The 20,860-nt window shown below is 43.7% G+C and carries 19 protein-coding genes and 2 tRNA genes; 14 read left to right on the top strand and 7 right to left on the bottom strand.

Going from position 1 to position 20,860, the window contains the following annotated elements; translation table 11 throughout:
• Positions 1 to 28: 28 nt before the first annotated feature.
• The 4 genes from coaE to pilB are packed head-to-tail and all read right to left on the bottom strand — an operon-like array spanning position 29 to position 4,549.
• Positions 29 to 685 carry a dephospho-CoA kinase gene (coaE, locus tag ACH0AB_RS01620; RefSeq protein ID WP_406876906.1) on the bottom strand — a complete coding sequence of 219 codons (657 nt, stop codon included), beginning with the start codon at positions 683 to 685 and terminating at the stop codon, positions 29 to 31.
• Positions 682 to 1,557 (bottom strand): prepilin peptidase, encoded by an 876-nt coding sequence (locus ACH0AB_RS01615; protein ID WP_406876905.1) that lies wholly within the window; start codon positions 1,555 to 1,557, stop codon positions 682 to 684. The genes coaE and ACH0AB_RS01615 overlap by 4 nt, the downstream gene beginning before the upstream one ends.
• 5 nt (positions 1,558 to 1,562) lie before the next feature.
• Positions 1,563 to 2,786 carry a type II secretion system F family protein gene (locus tag ACH0AB_RS01610; protein WP_406876904.1) on the bottom strand — a complete coding sequence of 408 codons (1,224 nt, stop codon included), beginning with the start codon at positions 2,784 to 2,786 and terminating at the stop codon, positions 1,563 to 1,565.
• Between the two features lie 56 nt (positions 2,787 to 2,842).
• A complete protein-coding gene (pilB, locus tag ACH0AB_RS01605; RefSeq protein ID WP_406876903.1) occupies positions 2,843 to 4,549 on the bottom strand; it encodes a type IV-A pilus assembly ATPase PilB in 1,707 nt (568 codons plus the stop codon).
• A 418-nt stretch (positions 4,550 to 4,967) separates the two neighbouring features.
• On the opposite strand from pilB, the gene tpiA reads away from it, so the two are divergent.
• From tpiA to pnp, 14 genes are all read left to right on the top strand, one after another.
• The gene (gene tpiA, locus ACH0AB_RS01600; RefSeq protein ID WP_406876902.1) at positions 4,968 to 5,777 is read left to right on the top strand and encodes a triose-phosphate isomerase; all 810 of its coding nucleotides are present in this window, start codon (positions 4,968 to 4,970) and stop codon (positions 5,775 to 5,777) included.
• 91 nt (positions 5,778 to 5,868) lie between these two features.
• Positions 5,869 to 6,189: a preprotein translocase subunit SecG gene (secG, locus tag ACH0AB_RS01595; RefSeq protein WP_278931163.1), complete on the top strand. Its 321-nt coding sequence runs from the start codon at positions 5,869 to 5,871 to the stop codon at positions 6,187 to 6,189.
• Positions 6,190 to 6,297: 108 nt separating this feature from the next.
• Positions 6,298 to 6,382, top strand: a tRNA-Leu gene (locus ACH0AB_RS01590).
• A 68-nt stretch (positions 6,383 to 6,450) separates the two neighbouring features.
• Positions 6,451 to 6,527 (top strand) — tRNA-Met (locus ACH0AB_RS01585).
• A gap of 224 nt (positions 6,528 to 6,751) precedes the next feature.
• Positions 6,752 to 7,261, top strand: coding sequence for a ribosome maturation factor RimP (rimP, locus tag ACH0AB_RS01580; RefSeq protein ID WP_406876901.1), 510 nt, complete (start codon positions 6,752 to 6,754; stop codon positions 7,259 to 7,261).
• 117 nt (positions 7,262 to 7,378) lie between these two features.
• Positions 7,379 to 8,860: a transcription termination factor NusA gene (nusA, locus tag ACH0AB_RS01575; RefSeq protein WP_406876900.1), complete on the top strand. Its 1,482-nt coding sequence runs from the start codon at positions 7,379 to 7,381 to the stop codon at positions 8,858 to 8,860.
• A gap of 13 nt (positions 8,861 to 8,873) precedes the next feature.
• Positions 8,874 to 11,603 carry a translation initiation factor IF-2 gene (infB, locus tag ACH0AB_RS01570; protein ID WP_406876899.1) on the top strand — a complete coding sequence of 910 codons (2,730 nt, stop codon included), beginning with the start codon at positions 8,874 to 8,876 and terminating at the stop codon, positions 11,601 to 11,603.
• A 105-nt stretch (positions 11,604 to 11,708) separates the two neighbouring features.
• Entirely contained in the window at positions 11,709 to 12,098 is a 390-nt protein-coding gene (locus tag ACH0AB_RS01565; RefSeq protein ID WP_007115084.1) for a ribosome-binding factor A, read from the top strand.
• Between the two features lie 58 nt (positions 12,099 to 12,156).
• A complete protein-coding gene (locus tag ACH0AB_RS01560) occupies positions 12,157 to 13,173 on the top strand; it encodes an Lnb N-terminal periplasmic domain-containing protein (protein WP_406876898.1) in 1,017 nt (338 codons plus the stop codon).
• A 20-nt stretch (positions 13,174 to 13,193) separates the two neighbouring features.
• A complete protein-coding gene (truB, locus tag ACH0AB_RS01555; protein ID WP_406876896.1) occupies positions 13,194 to 14,144 on the top strand; it encodes a tRNA pseudouridine(55) synthase TruB in 951 nt (316 codons plus the stop codon).
• A gap of 390 nt (positions 14,145 to 14,534) precedes the next feature.
• On the top strand, positions 14,535 to 15,059 hold the full coding sequence (locus ACH0AB_RS01550; protein ID WP_284035085.1) for a type 1 glutamine amidotransferase domain-containing protein: 525 nt from the start codon (positions 14,535 to 14,537) through the stop codon (positions 15,057 to 15,059).
• A gap of 40 nt (positions 15,060 to 15,099) precedes the next feature.
• Positions 15,100 to 15,285, top strand: a complete 186-nt coding sequence (locus tag ACH0AB_RS01545) for a hypothetical protein (RefSeq protein ID WP_406876895.1) — start codon at positions 15,100 to 15,102, stop codon at positions 15,283 to 15,285.
• Positions 15,286 to 15,493: 208 nt separating this feature from the next.
• Positions 15,494 to 15,763, top strand: a complete 270-nt coding sequence (rpsO, locus tag ACH0AB_RS01540) for a 30S ribosomal protein S15 (RefSeq protein WP_224054801.1) — start codon at positions 15,494 to 15,496, stop codon at positions 15,761 to 15,763.
• A 396-nt stretch (positions 15,764 to 16,159) separates the two neighbouring features.
• Entirely contained in the window at positions 16,160 to 18,301 is a 2,142-nt protein-coding gene (gene pnp / locus ACH0AB_RS01535; RefSeq protein ID WP_406876894.1) for a polyribonucleotide nucleotidyltransferase, read from the top strand.
• Between the two features lie 245 nt (positions 18,302 to 18,546).
• On the opposite strand, the gene ACH0AB_RS01530 is transcribed toward pnp, so the two are convergent.
• From ACH0AB_RS01530 to ACH0AB_RS01520, 3 genes are all read right to left on the bottom strand, one after another.
• Positions 18,547 to 19,047 (bottom strand): hypothetical protein, encoded by a 501-nt coding sequence (locus ACH0AB_RS01530; RefSeq protein WP_065253811.1) that lies wholly within the window; start codon positions 19,045 to 19,047, stop codon positions 18,547 to 18,549.
• Positions 19,048 to 19,090: 43 nt separating this feature from the next.
• Positions 19,091 to 20,323, bottom strand: a complete 1,233-nt coding sequence (locus ACH0AB_RS01525; RefSeq protein WP_406876893.1) for a flagellar basal body-associated FliL family protein — start codon at positions 20,321 to 20,323, stop codon at positions 19,091 to 19,093.
• Positions 20,324 to 20,578: 255 nt separating this feature from the next.
• Complete coding sequence (locus ACH0AB_RS01520) at positions 20,579 to 20,830, bottom strand: YheV family putative metal-binding protein (protein WP_406876892.1); 252 nt, start codon at positions 20,828 to 20,830, stop codon at positions 20,579 to 20,581.
• Positions 20,831 to 20,860 lie beyond the last annotated feature (30 nt).

The raw sequence follows: 20,860 nt of genomic DNA, 5'->3' as shown, positions 1-20,860 counted from the left end.
TTAATCAGACGGCTTTTTATCGTTAAAGCTAATTAACCCCTGCCATTGCCAAATATTTTTTGTGCAACTGTTCAAGTTTTAAATACAAATCGTCTAAGCTACCATTGTTGTCGACAATGTCATCGGCTTGTCTGAGCCTGTCATGACGCGACAGTTGATTTGCCATAATATTTTGAATACGTTCAGGTGTTTGACCATCCCGTTGACTGGCGCGCTCAATCTGCAAGGATTCATGACTATCAACTACCAATATTCGCTCACACAGATTGGCTAACCCTGCTTCAGAGGCTTCTAACAGTAAGGGTGCTACCAAAATTACATAGGGCGACTGGGCAGTTGCTAGTAATTCTTTGGCACGGCTGCGAATGGCAGGATGGGTGATTTGTTCCAAATCCATTAACGCTTGCGCGCTACCAAATACATGCTCTCGCATGGCACGGCGATTAAGTTCACCTGCCTCATCAATCACCCAGTCACCAAATTTGGCGACAATTTTTTTTAGCGTTGGCGAATCTTTGGCAACGACGTCACGTGCCAATACATCTGCGTCAATAATAACAATTCCATGCGCATCGAACCAATGGCTCACTTGTGATTTACCACTACCGATGCCACCTGTAAGCCCCACTACCAACATTGCAACCCCTCCTTGATTCACGGATAATTGACCCATAAATGACGTCATGACATTTTACCTAGATACCACGACATTATTGATTGCCCATACAAAAGTGCTATCATGCCGGCAATTGCGATATAAGGTCCAAAAGCAAAAGGTTTGCTCTCGCCAGATCGCTTCATCAATATCACACCCACAACCGAGCCGACAAACGCAGATAAAAGCACAATTAACGGTAGCATCAAAGGCCCTAGCCAAGCCCCCAAAGCTGCTAATAATTTAAAATCGCCATGCCCCATCCCGTGCTTGCCCGTAATCAGCAAAAACAGTTGGTAGACAATCCACAAGCATAAAAACCCAAACACATAGCCAAAAATAGCCGCTGTGGGACTGACAAACAAGCCAAAGGCATTGACAAATAAGCCCAATCCCGCTAACGGCAATGTCAATCGGTCAGGCAACAATTGGGTATCAAAATCAATGCCTGTTAAAGCCACTAATGTCCATGTGAGTGCTAATCCTGCCAGCGCTTGCCAAGTAACACCAAATTTCATCACCACCAGCATAGACAAAATAGCGGTGATGATTTCCACAAGCGGATAGCGATAACCAATGGCGTGATGACACTCACTACATTTTCCTTTTAACAGTAGCCAACTAACAACAGGTAGATTTTCAAACCAACGTATTGAATGCCCACAATGCGGGCAACGAGAAGCGGGACGGCTTAAGGTAACCGGTTCATGAGGGTCAGCAACAGCTTCAGGATGGAGCAATAGCTGGCATTCGTTCTTCCACTGCTGCTCCATCATCAAAGGCGTGCGATAAATCACCACATTTAAAAAACTACCCACACACAAGCCCAAGATTGATACCATAATCAACGTCAGCCATTGCGACTGTTGTAGTAACAAAATAAAATCTGAAAAAATCCCCATCGTATTTAGCCCACCACCGAGCCCATTTGGAAAATTGGTAGATACATGGCAATCACCAGACCCCCTACCAGCACCCCCAAAACAGCCATAATCATCGGTTCCATCAGACTTGTTAACCCGTCTACGGCGTTATCCACTTCGTTTTCATAATAAGTCGCGACTTTATCAAGCATTTCCTCTAGACTACCTGACTCCTCACCAATACCGACCATTTGAATAGCCATACTGGGAAAAAGATTAGTAGAACGCATCGAAAACTGCAGCTGTTGACCCGTCGCAACATCGCCTTTAATTTTTTGCGTGGCATTATAAAACACCACATTATTGGTTGCTCCAGCGGTTGAATCTAACGCATCAATCAGCGGCACACCTGCCGCAAAAGTGGTAGATAAGGTGCGGGAAAAACGGGCAACCACCGCTTGATAAGCAATATTGCCAAAGATTGGCAATTTTAAGGTAAGTCGGTCTAAAAAATCATTAAAGGGCTTGCTACGTTTTTTAGCTTCAGAAAAGCCAACAACAGCACCTGCAATGCTAAATAGCAATAACCACCACCATTTTTGCATCCACTCTGACATACTGACTACCATCCGGGTAAACGCGGGTAATTCTGCGCCAAATGAATGGAATAAATCAGCAAATACCGGTACCACTTTGACCAACAAAATAATGGTAACGATAATCGCAACCACGATAACCGCAATCGGGTATTTCAAAGCTTTTTTAATTTTTGCTTTTAGTAGCTCGCTTTTTTCTTTATACGTCGCGACACGCTCAAGCATGGTTTCAAGGGCACCTGATTGCTCACCTGCCTCTACCAATGAACAAAATAGGTCATCAAAATATCTGGGATGTTTGCGCAGCGCTGCAGCAAAGGTGCTCCCTGATTCCACTTCTGACTTGACACTAAGCACCAACTCTTTCATTGAGGGGTTATCGAGCGCATCTGCAACGATTTCAAACGACTGTGTAAGGGGTACACCCGCTTTCATCATCGTAGCCAACTGCCGCACAAAGATAGCAATATCGATTGCCTTGATGCTTTTTTTCATTTGAAAAATAGGCTTAGGTTTTTTCTTAATCGTCTTGACTTGGATGCCCTGCTTACGTAGTTGCGCCTTTGCCAGCTCAATATTGCGGCTAGTGGTTTCGCCTTTAACTTTCTCGCCACGGCGATTCACCCCATCATAGACAAAGTCTAATAACATTTCTGTTTGGACTTTTGCCATACCCTTAACCCCTTACTATCTGAACTAATCTTCAATAAAGACGGATGAAAAACGCACTATTCGCTAGTAACACGATACATCTCTTGGATACTGGTCGTGCCTTTTAGAACCTTTAAAATACCTGAGCGCCTTAAATCCCTAAACCCTTGCTTTAAAGCAGCGTCTTTAATCTCAATAGCGTTGCCGTCTTCCATAATAATTCGGGCAATCTCTGGTGTTACTTTCATCACTTCATAAATACCAACACGTCCTTTATAGCCATCGCGGCATTCAGAGCAGCCAACGGGCTCATAAATGACATTGCTGGGATCTGCCAAATCTTCTTCCGTAAAGCCCATTTCAAGCAAGCTATTTTTTGGTACATCTGTCGGTTTTTTGCAGGATTTACATAGGCGACGTGCTAAGCGCTGTGCGATTACCAAATTGACTGAGGTGGCAATGTTAAAAGATGCCACACCCATATTCCGCAGACGCGTTAAGGTTTCTGGCGCTGAGTTGGTATGCAAGGTTGACAGCACCATATGCCCTGTTTGGGCAGCTTTGACAGCAATTTCCGCCGTTTCCAAGTCACGAATCTCACCGACCATCACAATATCAGGGTCTTGACGCAAGAATGATTTGAGCGCACTGGCAAAGGTCAAGCCAACTTTATTGTTCACGTTGACCTGATTAATGCCTTCAAGGTTAATTTCAACCGGATCTTCTGCGGTAGAAATATTGGTCTCAACTGTGTTTAAGATATTAAGACCCGTGTACAAGGAGACGGTTTTACCCGAACCAGTAGGGCCGGTAATCAATAACATCCCTTGCGGTTTTGCCAGCGCATCCATAAATAGCTGCTTTTGGTCAGGCTCATAGCCGAGTGCATCAATCCCAAGCATCGCTGATGATGGGTCTAAAATACGCAGTACGATTTTTTCACCAAATAAGGTTGGCAATGAGTTGACACGAAAATCAATTGCCTTATCCTTGGAAATTTTTAATTTGATACGACCATCTTGCGGCACGCGGCGTTCAGAGATGTCCATTTGTGACATGACTTTCAAGCGGGCAGCAATTTTACCCGCTAGCTGCGTCGGTGGATTTGCCATTTTTTGTAACACCCCATCAATACGAAAACGCACGCGATAAGATTTTTCATAGGGTTCAAAGTGTAAGTCTGAAGCGCCCATGGTAATGGCTTTGATGAGCATCCCATTAACGAACTTGACGACAGGCGCTTCATCATTGACATCTAAATGACTGGTGGCACTATTGTCGTCATCGGCGCGGGTTTCATCAAACTCCACCGCTTCCATATCATCAAAATCAGCTAAATTGGTGGTAGTAAAGATTTTTTCGATGAGTGATTTTATTTTATGGTGTTCGGCAACCACTGTTTCTACAGTAAATCTTGTACCAAATCGCAGCGCGTCTAAAGCATCTACCCGCGTCGGGTCACTCATGGCAACAAATAAGCGACTACCTCGTTGAAAAATCGGCAGAATATTAAATTCGCGAATAATTTTCTCATCAACCGCTTCTTTTGGAATATAGTTGACATTGATGGCATCCAAATCAATGAGGGGATCGCCAAATTCTCGCGAAATCACCCACGCTACCGCGTCTGGTTGCGCAAGCTTATTATCAACCACATAGGCGATTAAATTTATTTTTTGCTGCTGCGATTCTGCCAATACTTTTTGCATTGACGCTTCGCTAATTAGTCCTTCATGCACTAATCGTGACGCAATGCCACCAAAACCAGGAAGTGATGCTGCCATTGTTTTTCTCGTTCCCTCAATATTGATTCAAATGGGCTAATGTTTGTTAGTGTAAACTATTCATTTATATATTAACAAATCATTCTCGACAAATCCGTGAATTAAGCGATAAATATTTTTTTAACGCATTTTATCTCCATCAACCTTCATAAAACTGTTTTATACTTTATACCTTCTTTAAACCCCTCACTTGCGTGACCCAATAATTTATTCGGCAAATCGCGGCAATTGCTTATATAATACCTACCATTTTATGCCTGGTATTCTAAATACTCCTATTTTCATATCTTGATATCTTTAAATGGTGATGTTTTACATCGTGATATGTTAAATAGCGTTACTTATACTTTAAGGTTATCTTGACATTTATACTTTGCAAATCCATAGATAACCATTTACCTCAATTGACAGGGACATTATGAAAGCATCTGATTATGTAGCAAATTGGCAGAATTCTTGGGTGATTGCTAATTGGAAAATGAATCCTAGCACACAGCTGACTGTCACAGCCCTCATGACCGATTTACAGCAGCAGCTACCCGCAGATGCACTGCAAAGCTGTAACGTGGTTGTCGCGCCAAGTTTTATTCATTTAGCGACTACACAACAAGCCATCCAACATGGGTCATGCAACATCGGGCTAGCTGCGCAAAACTTATGTGCACAACACGCCGATAAAGGCGCGTTTACTGGGGAGGTTTCGGGTGCTCAGCTCAAAGACGCTCAAGTAAATTATGTTTTAGTCGGACATTCAGAACGCCGTCAATATTTTAATGAAGATGACACTTGTTTAATCCAAAAAATTCGCAATGCCTTTGCCCATGATTTAACCGTTGTTTTTTGTATCGGTGAAACACAAGCCCAGTATGAGCAAAATCAGACCCAAGATGTGCTAGCAGCGCAATTAACGGTGGTTAAACAACTAGCCGCTGAATGTGATAACTTATCCTCTAAGTTAATTATCGCTTATGAACCGGTTTGGGCGATTGGTACAGGTAAAATCCCAACTATACAAGAAGTACAAAACATTCATGCCTTTATCAACATCACATTAATGGACATGGATGCCTCTTTAGCGACCACACCGATATTGTATGGTGGCAGTGTGAAAGCGGATAATGCTGCAGAAATCGCCCAATGCCCAAATGTAAATGGGGTGTTGGTAGGCGGGGCATCACTTGACGCGACTGGCTTTACACAAATTATTCAAGCATTTGCCCAAATTTAAGGTAAAATATCACCCATTTAAAATTTTTTACTTTTGCCACTGACAGCGTTCTTGTTGGGCATCAGTGCTATCAAGTTTTGTAGAGATAAGTATGTATAATGCAATTTTAGTGGTTCATATCATTGTCGCGATTTCAATGATTGGTCTGATTTTAGTTCAACACGGTAAAGGTGCCGATGCCGGCGCTTCATTTGGTGCAGGTGGTTCGGCAACCGTATTTGGTGCGTCTGGCTCTGCCAACTTTTTGACGCGCTTGACGGCGGTTTTAACAGCAATTTTCTTTATTACCAGTATGACACTGGCAGTATTTGCTAAACAGCAATCGCTATCTAGTCGTACTCTTGATACCAGCCTAGCGACTAATACTGCGCCTGCAAGCCCTACACCAACGACGCCTACACCATCCAAATAAGTAATTAAAAAAAATGTTGCGTTATTGGTAGTTTTGACCTAGAATACAGCGTCTATTTTAGAGTGTTGTTATTTAAAAAATAGCTTGGTTAAAGTAGTTTGGTTTTTTGCGATTGTGGTGGAATTGGTAGACACGCTACCTTGAGGTGGTAGTGCCGCAAGGTGTGAGGGTTCGAGTCCCTCCATTCGCACCAACTAAATTAATTTTAAATAACTGTTGACAAGGTTAATATCTCACTCTATAATACGCTCTCTGAATTGTTGCGGGGTGGAGCAGTCTGGTAGCTCGTCGGGCTCATAACCCGAAGGTCGTTGGTTCAAATCCAGCCCCCGCTACCACTTTTCTAGTAGCATTGCTTTGGTATCATTACTAGAAAAATCAATTTAGACACACTTTTATTGATTTAAAGCCCACCAATTAGTTTGTGGGTTTTTTTGTATCTGTTGGTTTCGAAAAAACTTAAGTTTTGCTAAATTAGCGGTTGCGTTTTAGTAATTTACCGATTTTTAAAATTAGCTTTTAAAATCAACAAAGATGTTAATAATCAACTGTAAAGGATATCATGAAACTATCAACGAAAGTTGCTGAACTGACCCAAATCATTGAGCCAGCAGTAACTGCCTGTGATGTGAGCTTGTGGGGTATTGAATTTGTACCACAAGGTCGACGCTCTCTTCTTCGTATTTATATTGAAGCCCTACCTGAAGACCGTGCCGAAGGCAAACAAGTCACTATTGAAGACTGTGCTGCGGTCACCCACCAAGTCGGTGGTGTGTTAGACTTACACGACCCGATTGCAGGCGAGTATCTACTTGAGGTGTCTTCGCCCGGTTTAGACCGCGCGTTTTTTTCTGCTGAGCAGCTGCATGACTATGTGGGGCAAACCCTCAGCTTACGATTGATTCATGCGATTGGACAAGGTAGTGATAAGCGCCGTAAAGTCACAGGCGAATTGGTCAATATTGACGAGCGCCAGTTGATGGTCAAAACTGAAAATGATCAAGTCAATGACCAACTTTTAGCCATCGAGCTTGATAATATTGATAAAGCCAATTTGGTCTACCAATTTTAGCTTTTAAATTTGGGGTTAACGCCTTTTTTACGCTATGTCTTCTAGCTAACTCTTTTCTAGCTAAAAGCAAGATTTTAAAGAATAAAGTCTAGAATGACTTAAATTATAGGTGATTACATGAATCGAGAAATTTTAACGGTCGTTGAAACCGTCAGTAATGAAAAAGGCTTAAATCCTGAAGATATTTTTGAAGCGATTGAGCAAGCCTTGGTGGTATCGACCAAAAAGAAAGTTTATAGTGAGCAGCCTGAAGTTGCCTTGCGCGTGCATATTAATCGCAAAACGGGCGACTATGACACTTACCGTTATTGGACAGTAGTGGCAGATGAAGATCATGAAATGCCTGCCTGTCAGCTAGCAATTAGCGATTTGGATGAAAACGAGTGGAAAATCGGCGACGTCAAAGAAGAACAAATCGAATCCATTGAATTTGGTCGTATTGCTGCTACCCAAGCCAAACAAGTCATTATTCAAAAAATCCGTGAAGCTGAACGCTCACTGGTGGCAGATGCATTTGAACATCGTATCGGCGAGATGATTACGGGTGAAGTCAAAAAACCGGCGCGCGATGGTTATATTATTGATTTGGGCGATAATGTCGAAGGCTATCTACCACGCGATAAAATGTTGCCCCGTGAGCAGCTACGCATCAAAGGTCGTATCAATGCGATTTTGGAGCAAGTCAATCGTGATAACCGTGGTGCTCAGCTCGTATTGTCTCGTACCTCACCACAAATGCTGACGGCACTGATGCAAAAAGAAGTACCAGAGATTGCTGAGCAAATCATTGAAATTCGTGATGTTGCGCGTCAACCTGGCTTACGTGCTAAGATTTCAGTCAAAACCAATGATCATCGTATCGACCCTGTCGGTGCTTGTATTGGTATGCGTGGCACCCGTATCCAAGCGGTGCAACAAGAGCTTGAAGGCGAGCGTATCGACGTCGTGGTATGGTCGGATGATGCAGTGCAGTACATTATCAGCGCTTTGGAACCAGCCGATGTCGATCGTATTATTCTTGATGAAGATACCAAAACTGCAGATATCATCTTTGCCACTAACGATCAGTTGGCCCGTGCGATTGGCTCACAAGGTCAAAACGTGCGCCTTGCATCAGAATTAACAGGTTATCGTCTTAACATGATGCTCGAAGACGAGTACAATGCACAACAAGAATCAGAAACCAAAGTGTATCGCGACCTATTCTACACACGTCTTGAAGTCGATGAAGATTTGGCACAAGCCTTGGTGGATATTGGATTTACCTCACTTGAAGAAGTTGCGTATGTCCCTGCTGAGACTTTCTATGACATCGATGGGCTAGATGATGACGCCATCGACGCAATCCAAGAACGTGCCAAAGAAGCGGTAATCGCCGATGAATTGGTCAAACAACAAAATATTAAAGAGCCAAGCCAAGAGCTTCTAAACCTTGAAGGCATGACTCAAGCATGGGCCTACAAGCTTGCCGAACGTGACGTCATCACCGTCGACGACCTTGCCGAACAAGCCATCTTTGATATCCAAGATATCGAAGGTCTTGATGAAAAGACCGCAGGTGAGCTCATTATGAAAGCCCGTGAATCATGGTTTAATTAAAAAAGGTGTATGAATGGCAGATAAAACCGTAAAAGAACTTGCAGCAATGACCAACAAGACCGTTGAAGCAATTAATAATCAACTGGTCAAGGCAGGGCTGTCTGCGCGCGGTGACAATGACATCGTCACCGATAGCGAACAACAAAAACTGGTCAGCTTTTTACAACAAAGTCATGGTCAAAATGACAAACCTCGCATTAGCTTAAAAAGCAAAACCACTTCTACTGCGCGGGTGACAGGCACTTCTGGTAAAGCCAAAAGTGTCAATGTTGAAGTACGCAAAAAAATGGTATTTGATAAACCAAATCCCAATAAAATCGCTGAAGAACTAGCGTTGCGTGAAGCAGCGGCCAAAGAAGCTGAAGAAAAAGCGCGTTTGGCAAAAGAAAAAGCCGCCCAAGAACAAGCTGAAAAAGACAAAGCCAAACAAGCCGCTGAAGCGCGTCAACAAGCCACTTTAGCTGCAATGCGTGCTAACTTAGGTGGTGGTAGTCAAGCTGCCAAAGAGCACACAACCACCAGTGTGGTAGTGAAAAAAGGCAACAAAACTGCGGCAATCGAAGTCAAAAAAGCTGACAAAAAACCTGCGCCGAAAAAAGAATCGGATAGTGAACGCAAAGCGCGTGAAGCAGAAGAAGAACGCTTACGTCAAATCGAATCAGAAAATCGCCGTAAAGCCGCTGAAGAAGCTCAGCAGCGTACCCTTGAGCAAATGCGCCAAATGGCGAGTAAATATAGCGAAACCGATACTGAAACTACGATGGTTGTCAAAAAAGATGAACCATTGGCAGAAGGTTTGGTGGGCGCAGCGCTTGAAGACTCATTTGAACAAGAACGCCGTGAAATTAAACGCGGCACCGCAAGCACTGCGAACAAAAACCGTCGTCGTCGCCGTGACGATGAAGGTGAGCAAGAGATTAAGAACCGTGGTCGCGGCCTAAAATCATCGCAAGCCAATAGACACAAATTTGAAAAACCGGTTGAAAAAATCGTGCATAACGTTGAAATCGGTGAGACCATCGTAGTATCTGAACTTGCCCAAAAAATGGCAATCAAAGTACGCGAAGTCGTCAAAATGTTAATGAAAATGGGCGAGTTGGTCCGTGAAAACGAATCCATCGACCAAGAAACCGCTGCCCTACTTGTTGAAGAAATGGGTCATAACCCAGTGCTTGTGAGCTCAACACAAGTTGAAGATTCACTACGTGAGGCGGTGGGCGAGAAAAGTAGCAATGTCCAAGCGCGTCCGCCTGTGGTTACCATCATGGGTCACGTTGACCACGGTAAAACGTCCCTGCTCGATAAGATCCGTTCAAGTAAAGTGGCATCGGGCGAGGCAGGTGGTATTACTCAGCATATCGGTGCTTATCATGTGCAGACTGACCAAGGCGTTATTACTTTCTTAGACACCCCAGGTCACGCCGCATTTACCGCGATGCGTTCTCGTGGTGCCAAAGCGACAGATATCGTGGTGTTAGTGGTTGCAGCCGATGACGGTATGATGCCGCAGACGGCTGAAGCGATTGACCATGCGCGTGCCGCAGGTACCCCGATTATCGTGGCTATCAACAAGATGGATAAAGACAGCGCCGATCCAGACCGCGTCCTCAACGAACTAACCACCAAAGAAGTCGTTCCTGAAGAATGGGGCGGTGACACACCGGTGGTCAAAGTCTCTGCGTTAACAGGTCAAGGCATCGATGAATTGCTCGAAGTGATTAACCTACAAGCAGAAGTGATGGAACTTGAAGTCGCTACTGACGGTGCAGCACAAGGTGTGGTAATTGAATCACGTCTTGAAAAAGGTCGCGGAGCAGTGGTCAGTTTGCTGGTTAAACAAGGTACTTTAAATCAAGGTGACTTGGTACTTGCTGGCGAATATTATGGACGCGTCCGTGCTATGACCGATGAAAACGGTCAAAAAATCACCTCAGCGGGTCCTTCGATTCCTGTTGAAATCTTAGGTCTGCCTGATACACCAGCGGCTGGTAGCGAGTTTATGGTGGTTTCAGATGAGAAACGTGCGCGCGAAGTTGCAGAATATCGCACGGTGCGTGAGCGTGAAAAAGTGCTTGAACGTCAAGCCAAATCACGCTTAGAAAACTTGTTTGACCAAATGAGCGATGCCAAACTACCTTCCGTTAATTTGATTCTTAAAACTGATGTTCGAGGTTCACTAGAAGCCTTGTTAACCGCGCTTGATGAATTATCTACGGATGAAGTTAAAGTCAAAGTCATCTCATCGGGTGTCGGTCCAATCACCGAATCGGATGTGGTACTCGCTGAATCAAGCGAAGCGGTATTATTAGGCTTCAACGTTCGTGCCGATACCGCTGCCAAACGCAAAGCGGATGAAGCAGGCTTAGATATTCGCTACTATAGTGTTATCTATGGGTTGATTGATGATGTGAAAGCGGCGATGAGCGGTTTACTTGCGCCAGAACATCGTGAGCAAATCTTGGGTATCGCAGAAGTACGTGAAGTCTTCCATTCTAGTCGCTTTGGTTATGCAGCGGGTTGTATGGTGACGGAAGGTAATATTATCCGTAACAAGCCAATTCGGGTATTGCGTGATGACCAAGTTATTTTCACCGGTCAATTACAATCATTACGTCGCTTTAAAGAGGATGTTAATGAGGTGCGTGCTGGTATGGAGTGTGGTCTAGCGGTGAAAGGTTATGAAGTAAAAGAAGGCGATAAGATTGAAGTCTTCGAGATTCATGAAGTCAAACGTACCTTATAAGCTAATCTGACAACCTAATATTGCCAGCTTGCTATTAGCAACCTTCCCAGAGGTCTAATTAATCTAGGTTAATTAGACCTTTTTTTACTATAAAAAGGATTACCAATGAATCAACGTTTACAACGTCTTGCCGATCAAATTCAGCGCGACCTAGCGGTTTTGATTCGTGACGAGATTAACGACCCCCGCTTGACTGGGTTTGTGACCATTTCTAGTGTCAAAATCAGCCCAGATTTGGGTTATGCTGATATCTATGTCACCATCATGGAAAAGTCGATGGATGATGCCATGGCAAAAGATTATCATACCGAGAGCTTAGAAGTGCTCAACAAAGCATCAGGTTTTTTGCGTACTGAGCTTAGTCATTTGCTAAAAACCCGCACTACCCCACGTCTACGCTTTCACTATGATGAAGTGACAGCTAACGCTAACTATATGATGAATCTGATTTCTAAAGCGGTACAAAGTAGCGAAGGTCAGCCATCAGACGACTGATGCGTTGTAGGCTATGACGAGCCTATTTATCACTTTGAGTCATTAACAGGGATGTTGAATGCAGTTACTTTGGGGTATCATTAAGTTTATCGTCATTATTCTCTCAAGCCTGTGGGTCGGGGTGTTTGTGTGGACGCATCAGCCCTTAGGCAGATATGTCAGTCTGGCACTGATTAGCGTATGGGTATTTTTTACCCTCGCTGTTTTGGTCAGTATCATCAAACCGACCCTATTTTCATCCCTACTTTCTCACCAGTCTTTATTATTGATTTTTTTTGCGGTGGTGGCGATTGCCATTGCATGCTTTTTTTCGATGTCAGCTAGCAATGAGCGAGATTGGAACCCTGAAGTTGCCCAAATGTTAGACTATCGGCTTGACAGTGATGGCAATACACTCACCATTAGCAATGTTAGAAATTTTGATTGGCAAGATAAAACCCATTTTCAGCCGCGCTGGGAAACTAGGCAATACGACTTGGCAAAACTACAAACTGTCGATTTTATAGCCTCTTATTGGATGGGCGATGCCATTGCCCATACGCTAGTGAGTTTTGGGTTTAGTGATGGAAAGCAGCTTGCGTTATCTATCGAGATTCGCAAAGAAGTCAATGAACAGTTTAGTACGCTGGGTGGATTTTTTCGCAAGTTTGAATTGGTGATTATCGCTGCCGATGAAAAAGATATTATTTACACCCGTAGTAATATCCGTCATGAAGATGTTTATATTTATCCCATCAATATGCCAAAAGACCATATTCAAGCGCTGCTGTTTGCGTATCTAGCGAAAGCTAAGTCCTTAAAAACGCAGCCGACATGGTATAATTCATTGGTAAATAACTGTACCACGGCAATTTATGAGCTGATTGATGATATCCAACCTTTGCCATTTGATTATCGTATCTTGTTATCAGGCTATATTCCCAGTTATCTGTATGACCAGCAATTGATTGATAACCGCTATAGCTTGCAACAGTGGCAACAACGGGCACATATTAACCCTAAGTCAAAGCCGTATTCTGTCAACCACCCTATTAGCGCAGCAGATTACTCGCAGCTGATTCGAACCGACTTTTAATGAATTGATAAATCCATAACATGATGACCCAACCAAAAACAGCCAAATCCATCGTCTCTGGTGTCTTACTGATTGATAAACCGCAAGGGATGACTTCCCAGCAAGTGGTATCAAAAGTCAAATACTTGCTCAAATCTGATGTGCACGATAGTAAAAAAGCGGGTCATACCGGTACCCTTGATCCAATGGCAACAGGCTTGCTGCCGATTTGTCTGGGAGAAGCGACCAAGTTTAGCCATTACCAACTCGATGCGGTCAAATCTTACCAAGCCATTATTAAACTCGGCGAGCAAACCGATACCGGGGATGCTGAGGGTGAGATAATTGCCACTATTCCTGTGCCAAATGTGACACAAGCGATGCTACAAAGCGTCACTGAGCAATTTTTGGGTGAGATAATGCAGGTGCCGCCCATGTATTCCGCGCTCAAAAAAGACGGCAAAAAGCTGTATGAACTGGCGCGTGAAGGTATTGAAGTTAAGCGAGCAGCACGTCCTCTCACCATTTATAAGCTGTCACTCACTCCCCTATCCGACCAACAATTGCAATTAACCGTTACTTGCTCCAAAGGCACTTATGTGCGCGTGCTGGCTGAAGATATTGCCAAAGCACTAGGTACGCTAGGACATCTGACAGCGCTTAGGCGTGTACAGACGGGTGATTTTGAGATTGCTAATGCCATCCCATTAGCCGATTTTGTAGCGCTCGATTTTGCAGCGCGGTTTGATAAGCTATTAGCAGTGGATGCCTGCGTTCACTCATTACCAAGCTTAGTATTAGACGATAGCCAATCAAAGCGCATCCAACAGGGTCAACGCTTAAACGTCAAGGCGACGATGTTAACTCATCAGCTTAACTTAACCGCCAATCAAACGTTTCGCTTGTTTGACGACCAGCAGCAATTTTTGGGTACAGGGCTACTTGAACCCAATGGTCGTTTACAACCGCTGAAGCTGGTCAATTTAAATTAGCCACGATAAGTCAAAAAATCTATCCATCTTGCTAATTTTTTGCTGTATTCACATAATTTACTCAATGAGCGATGCGATGTCACAAAGCGAGTACGTTTTTTATGCATTGATACAAAACGTGACGCTTTGCTAGCAGTTTTTACCCAGCGATTTCTTTATTCTTAGTGATATTGATTCATTTGCTTCTTTGCTTAGCAAGCTTTGCTAATAAAGAACAAATAGCGGTTTATTTAGATACCTTTATATAATTAATAAAAATATGATTAATAAAATAAAAATCAAATAATAATCTCAAAATAAAGCGCGCACCTTACAGATGAATCGATAACAACAATAATTTTTTTCTTTAACTATCTTTAACTTAAATAATGAAATAATAGGATAATTACCATGGCTAAGATTGCTATTTTACTTGATACCGACTTTGAACAAGTCGAATATACCCAAACCAATGACCTCCTTAAAGCTAAAGGTCACCAAACTACTTTAATTACCACACAACCAAAAAAACAAGTACGCGGGCTCAATCATACTGACCCTGCTGACACCTTTACCGCTGATTTATTAATTGGTGAAGCCAACGCAGCCGATTATGATGCCATTGTGTTACCAGGTGGCGGTGCCAATGCCGATGTGTTGCGGGCAAATACCGATGCACAAGCGATGGTAAAAGCATTCATGAATGCCGGTAAACCTGTTGCAGCGATTTGTCATGCACCGTGGATTTTTGCAGATACCGAAATTGCCCGTGGTAAAAAATTAACCGCTTATAAAACCATTGCCACGGACCTAAAAAATGCCGGTGCGCAATTTGAAGACAAATCGGTGGTGATAGATGGTAATTTGATTACCAGTCGTCAACCTGAAGATATTCCAGATTTTGCTGAAGCGATTGACCAAGCATTGACTAAATAAGCGTGAATAACTATAAGAACCATAAGAAAAGGAGATTGCCATGCAACCAACTACCATAACAGATTTTGAAAAAATGGACAAGAAAGCGCCCGAAGCAACGTTTGTTGCTGACACAACGCCTAATGATGCGGACGAAGTGACTTCTGATAAGCTCACCACCGCGCCACAAGAGCAGCTTGACCGTCTGCATAGCGAAACACCTAAACAGCCTACGGGCAACCAGTAAGTTGAAAGCTTGAATCTATTGAAAGCCTTAATAAATTCAACACCCTAATGCAAATTAGGGTTTTTTTATTGATCAATATTTGCTAAAATAATGCTCCTTTTTGAAGGTTAACTACTGAGAAGCGTGGTTATCCTGATTTTTTTACACTAATCGTCTCGACTGATAGCCGATTAGGCTTCTCATTTTATGCTAAAAAAGCTAGGAAAACATTATGTTGACTAACCAAGACCGCGCAGACGTAATCGCAAAATTCCAACGCGCTGAAAATGACACAGGTTCTGCAGAAGTTCAAGTGGCATTATTAACAGCGCGTATCAATGACTTACAACCACACTTTAAAGCACACAAAGCTGACCATCACAGCCGTCGTGGTTTGATTCGTATGGTTAACTCACGCCGTACCTTACTTGATTACTTAAAACGTAAAGATGCAGACCGTTATACTGCATTGATCAATGAATTAGGCTTACGTCGCTAATTTATCAGCACGTTATTCGCTTTATTCAATCAGCGGCTGCTTTTGGGTAGCCGCTTTTTTATGGGTTCAATATTTTTAGCCAATTTTGTTTTCACTTTTACCCTCGCTGTTAGCTTAGTCATTCCCCATCGTTTGCTATTAGTGGTTAAAGCGCAGTTAAAAGGTGGTGATTCACCGCAAAACTAGGTAAAATAGACAACGCATTGTGCCTGCACAATCGCAGTTTACACTTACTTTTTTTAAAGTATTTTTTAATTTAGGCTGATTTAAGGCTGCTATCAGGCGAATTGGTAGATTGCTTCTAACGTTTGTATTTTTTGAAAAGAACACAAACGTTAGGGGCTATTACTAAAACTTAAATCGCCCTATTCATCACACAAAGGATAAAACCGCATTATGTTTAATATCATTACTAAAGAATTCCAATATGGTAATCAACAAGTTACGTTAGAAACAGGTCGCATTGCACGCCAAGCTAATTCAGTGGTCGTCCACATGGGCGGCGTCTCTGTGCTAGTGGCTGTTGTGGTAAAAGACGAGGCGCAAGCGGGTCAAAACTTTTTCCCATTGACCGTCAACTACCAAGAAAAAATGTACGCTGCTGGTAAAATCCCAGGTGGCTATGGCAAACGTGAAGGTCGCCCATCTGAGATGGAAACCTTGACCTCACGCCTCATTGACCGCCCGATTCGTCCATTGTTCCCAGAAAGCTACTTCAACGAAATCCAAGTGACCGCCACGGTGATTTCGTCAGACAAAAAACAAGATGCTGATATCGCAGCGATGATTGGTACTTCAGCGGCATTGGCAATTTCATCAGCGCCATTTAATGGTCCGATTGGTGCGGCACGTGTCGGTTTTATCAACGATGAATATGTGCTAAACCCAAACCATGAAGCGCTAAAACAAAGTTCGCTCGATTTGGTGGTCGCGGGTACGTCGTCTGCGGTATTGATGGTCGAATCTGAAGCCAAAGAATTGTCAGAAGACCAAATGCTTGGCGCGGTACTATACGGACACGCACAGCAGCAAGTCGTGATTGATGCCATCAATGAATTTGCCAAAGAAGTTGGCGTACAAAAAACCCAATTCGTTGCTCCTGCCGTCAATGAAGCCTTGCAAACTACCCTACATAATCAATTTGCTGCAGCGATTTCAGAAGCGTATACCATCAGCGAAAAAGCCAGCCGTTATACTCGCCTTGATGAAATCAAAAACCAAGCGATTGAAGCGTTAGCCGGTGACGCAGAAGCTGAAGACTATGCCGACAACGTGGCACAAATCAAAGAGCTATTTGAGACTCTAAAATACCGTACGGTCCGTGACAATATTTTGTCTGGCAAACCCCGTATCGATGGTCGTGACTTGCAAACTGTCCGTGCCTTAGACATCCAAGTTGGCGTACTGCCTTACACGCATGGTTCAGCGCTATTTACCCGCGGTGAAACACAAGCGCTCGTTACCACCACGCTTGGCAACAGCCGTGATGTGAACATGATTGACACCCTTGCAGGCACCAAACAAGACCACTTCATGCTGCATTATAACTTCCCAAGTTACTCAGTGGGCGAAACGGGTCGTGACAGCGGTCCAAAACGCCGTGAAATCGGTCATGGTCGCCTAGCACGTCGCGGTGTACAAGCCATGCTGCCAGATAGTGACCGTTTCCCATACGTGATTCGTATCGTATCTGACATCACCGAATCCAATGGTTCATCATCAATGGCATCTGTCTGTGGCGCATCACTGGCGTTAATGGATGCCGGCGTACCACTAAAAGCGCCTGTTGCTGGTATCGCAATGGGTCTGGTTAAAGAAGGCGAGCGTTTTGCCGTGCTGTCTGACATCTTGGGTGATGAAGACCACCTAGGTGATATGGACTTTAAAGTCGCGGGTTCTGCCAATGGCGTAACTGCACTACAAATGGATATCAAAATCGAAGGTATCACCCCAGAGATTATGGAAAAAGCCCTGCACCAAGCGCATGCGGGTCGTATCCATATTTTAAATGCGATGAATGAAGTCATTTCAACCAGCCGTAAAGAAATCAACGCCCATGCACCAAACTTTGCGGTGATTGATATCGACCCTGAAAAAATTCGTGACGTGATTGGTAAAGGTGGTGCAACCATTCGCCAATTAACTGAAGAAACAGGCGCAGTGATTGATATTGATGACAACGGTACCATTCGTATCTTTGGTGAAAACAAAGCCGCGACCAAAGCCGCGATTGCTAAAATCGAGGCGATTACGGCAGAAGTAGAAGTCGGTAAGACTTATACAGGTAAAGTGGCTCGTATTGTTGAGTTTGGTGCGTTTGTTAATGTATTACCTAACACTGACGGTCTGGTGCATATCTCACAAATCTCTGATGCACGTATCGAGAACGTGAATGATGTGCTAAAAGAAGGTCAAATGGTGAATGTACTGGTACAAGACATCGACAACCGTGGTCGCATTAAACTTACCATGAAAGGCGTGGATCAAACCATCGCGCCAACTACACCTGCTGATACTGAAACGCCAGCGGCTGAATAGTTTTATTAAAATTTAGCTATCAAAAATTAAAAACCGCTTTATCGTAAGGTAAAGCGGTTTTTTTGGGATAAATTTTGGCAAATGCTATGAAACCATCATTACAGTAATTAGAAAAAATGCCCGATAATAAGAAGGTTTTGACCGCGTTGGCAATTTACTACTTGCAATACGCCGATGGCGACAATGAATCGCTGAGTAGCCCTCGATAAAACCTCAACCATTGAAAACTATTTAAACTAATAGCGTTAGCGATAAACCATCACATTCAAATTACTCACGGGCTGAAGGTATTTTTCCATTAATGGCAAAATATCTTCATCAAAACTTTTATCCTTTGGCAAAATGAGCTCATCACTTGCCAATATCGCCACACGGCGAATACCTTGATACCGTCCCCAATCAAACACAATTTTCTCTAACTTTTGTAACGCTGACACGATATACTCAACATGCGGCGGATTTTCGGCAAATTCTGTGATTGCCATATCCACGATGAACTGTGGCTTTGACAACGCCCCACCGACTGCCATACCCGCCAAATCACGCTGCGGCGTAAACTGTAACACATCACCGAGTAACAGCTGCGAACGCTCACAGGCTTGCTTGTAAACGGTGTAATGCTCAGGATAAAGCGATTGGTACTTAAGTAAGGCACGATGACGAAAAATACCTGACACCGGGACGGGCATGATGAGCGCTTGATAGCGGTCTTGAAACAAGGTTTTTTTATCGACTTGGGTCAGCACTACTTAACCTGCCAGTTATTTATTGATTATTATTTGTGGGTGGTTATTTGTTAGCGGCTTTTTGCTGTTCAAGCTGTGCAACTTGCTGTTCTAGCAGCTGGATACGCTCTTCTTTTTTACTACTCAGCTCATTCATCATACGCAGCTGGTCTTGCATCATGGCTTCTTGCTCTTTTAGCTGCGCGCTCTGCTCTGACAATCGACTCAGCTCTTCTTTGGCAATCGCCGGATCTTCAGGTAGGGTCGGCGCAAGAATTTCTTCTGGCGTGATTGCCGGTAGCGCTGCGGTCGCATGGGCTAAGCTAGTGGTTGCCTCCGCTGCGACGGTTGACGCGGCAGGTAAGCTAGCGCTAGCTTGTGGTTTTACTATAGGCGCTGCAGTTTTGGGTGTTGCGTGTGCTTGGGTCTGCGTCTGTGATTGCGCGGTAGAGTTGTTGGGCTCGCTTGACTGCCCCATAAAAAACCATGCCAAGGTAGCCAGTACCAACCCTGCACCCACTAGCAACCCAAGTTGATTGCGTTTTTTTAACGTCCGTTTCGCTAGTGTTTTACCTGCCGGCCTTAAAAATGGGTTTGGCGTCTGGGCGATAATCGGTTTAATTTCGGGTTTTGTTTTGGTTAATAGAACGGGTGGCGTCGTCTCGATAGTTTCGATAGTTTCGATAGTCTCAATAGCCTCGATAATTTTTTTATCACTACTTTCATCACTAATTTGTGGTGCGATGGGCTGTGCTTGCGCGCTATGGGGGTCTGATTCTAGGCTTAGTTTTAGGTCTGGGTCTGGCTTAGCTGCTAGCGGTAGGTTATCAATATCAAATATCGGCGTGTTATCGGTTGTCTGTGACGGTACCGGCTGTGATACTGTCGCTGTATTGGCAGTGTCTTCGATAGTCACAGTGGTGTTGGGTTCAACATCACTGGGTAGCTCATCCAAATCAAAATCATCAAAACTCAGCTTTTTGGGCGCGAGGGTATCAGCCGCTTTTGTGTTATCTGCCGTATAGTCCGTTTTACCATGAAGTAATTCATCTTCCAACTGGTTTAAATCAATGGTATCTAGCGAAAACGCATTTTTGATTGCTGTCGTTTCTGGGGATGTGTTTGGAGATGTGTCTGGGGATTTAGTCGCTTGCATCGGCGCCTGAATTGTATCAAGCTGCAACGGATTATCTGACACGCCTATCATTGGATTTTCAGCCAGCTGTGATGATGGATTGGCATCTTTGCTAGTCGGGGCTGTAGAGTCATTGTCTTTTTTTAGGCTAAATAATTTCATGTTGGATCACTATCCCTATCCATGTCGGGCGGGTCAGATGTCTGTACGATTTCATGCTAGCGATGTATATGCCAAGCTGGCATGAAAATGATGGTGTACATTCGTTTGCTTGTTACTATAACAAACCGCAATCAAAAATAACAACTTTTGAGACAAAAACCTACTTTGAACGCCATACGTTGACCACCCTAATTGTATGACGGGCACTTAAATAGTTAACCTTGTCAAAATTTACCCAAACCGCTTAAACTTGGCTTATTTAAACCTGACAATACCCGCGCTATCGTCGCCATAATGAACAGTTTCCTGATGATTAGATTGCTGAATTTCAATGATATCATCGGGTGTTGGGCGACGCTCGGTATAGCCACATGCCGTACACTCGATATACTCATCATACTCGGGCTGATATAGCTGAATCTGAACAACTTTATCCAGTGCTTTACAGCTTGGACAAGCCACCCCTGCCAAAAATTGACGTTTGGAGCGATTGGATTGATATCTCATAGTTTCTTCTTTTTACTAGCCTGTATTTTG

The organism is Moraxella sp. 179-F 1C4 NHS (assembly GCF_045370505.1).
Taxonomy (GTDB): Bacteria; Pseudomonadota; Gammaproteobacteria; order Pseudomonadales; family Moraxellaceae; genus Faucicola; species Faucicola tetraodonis.
Note: the sequence above shows the minus strand (reverse complement) of the source record. Positions and strands in the feature narration are given on the sequence as shown.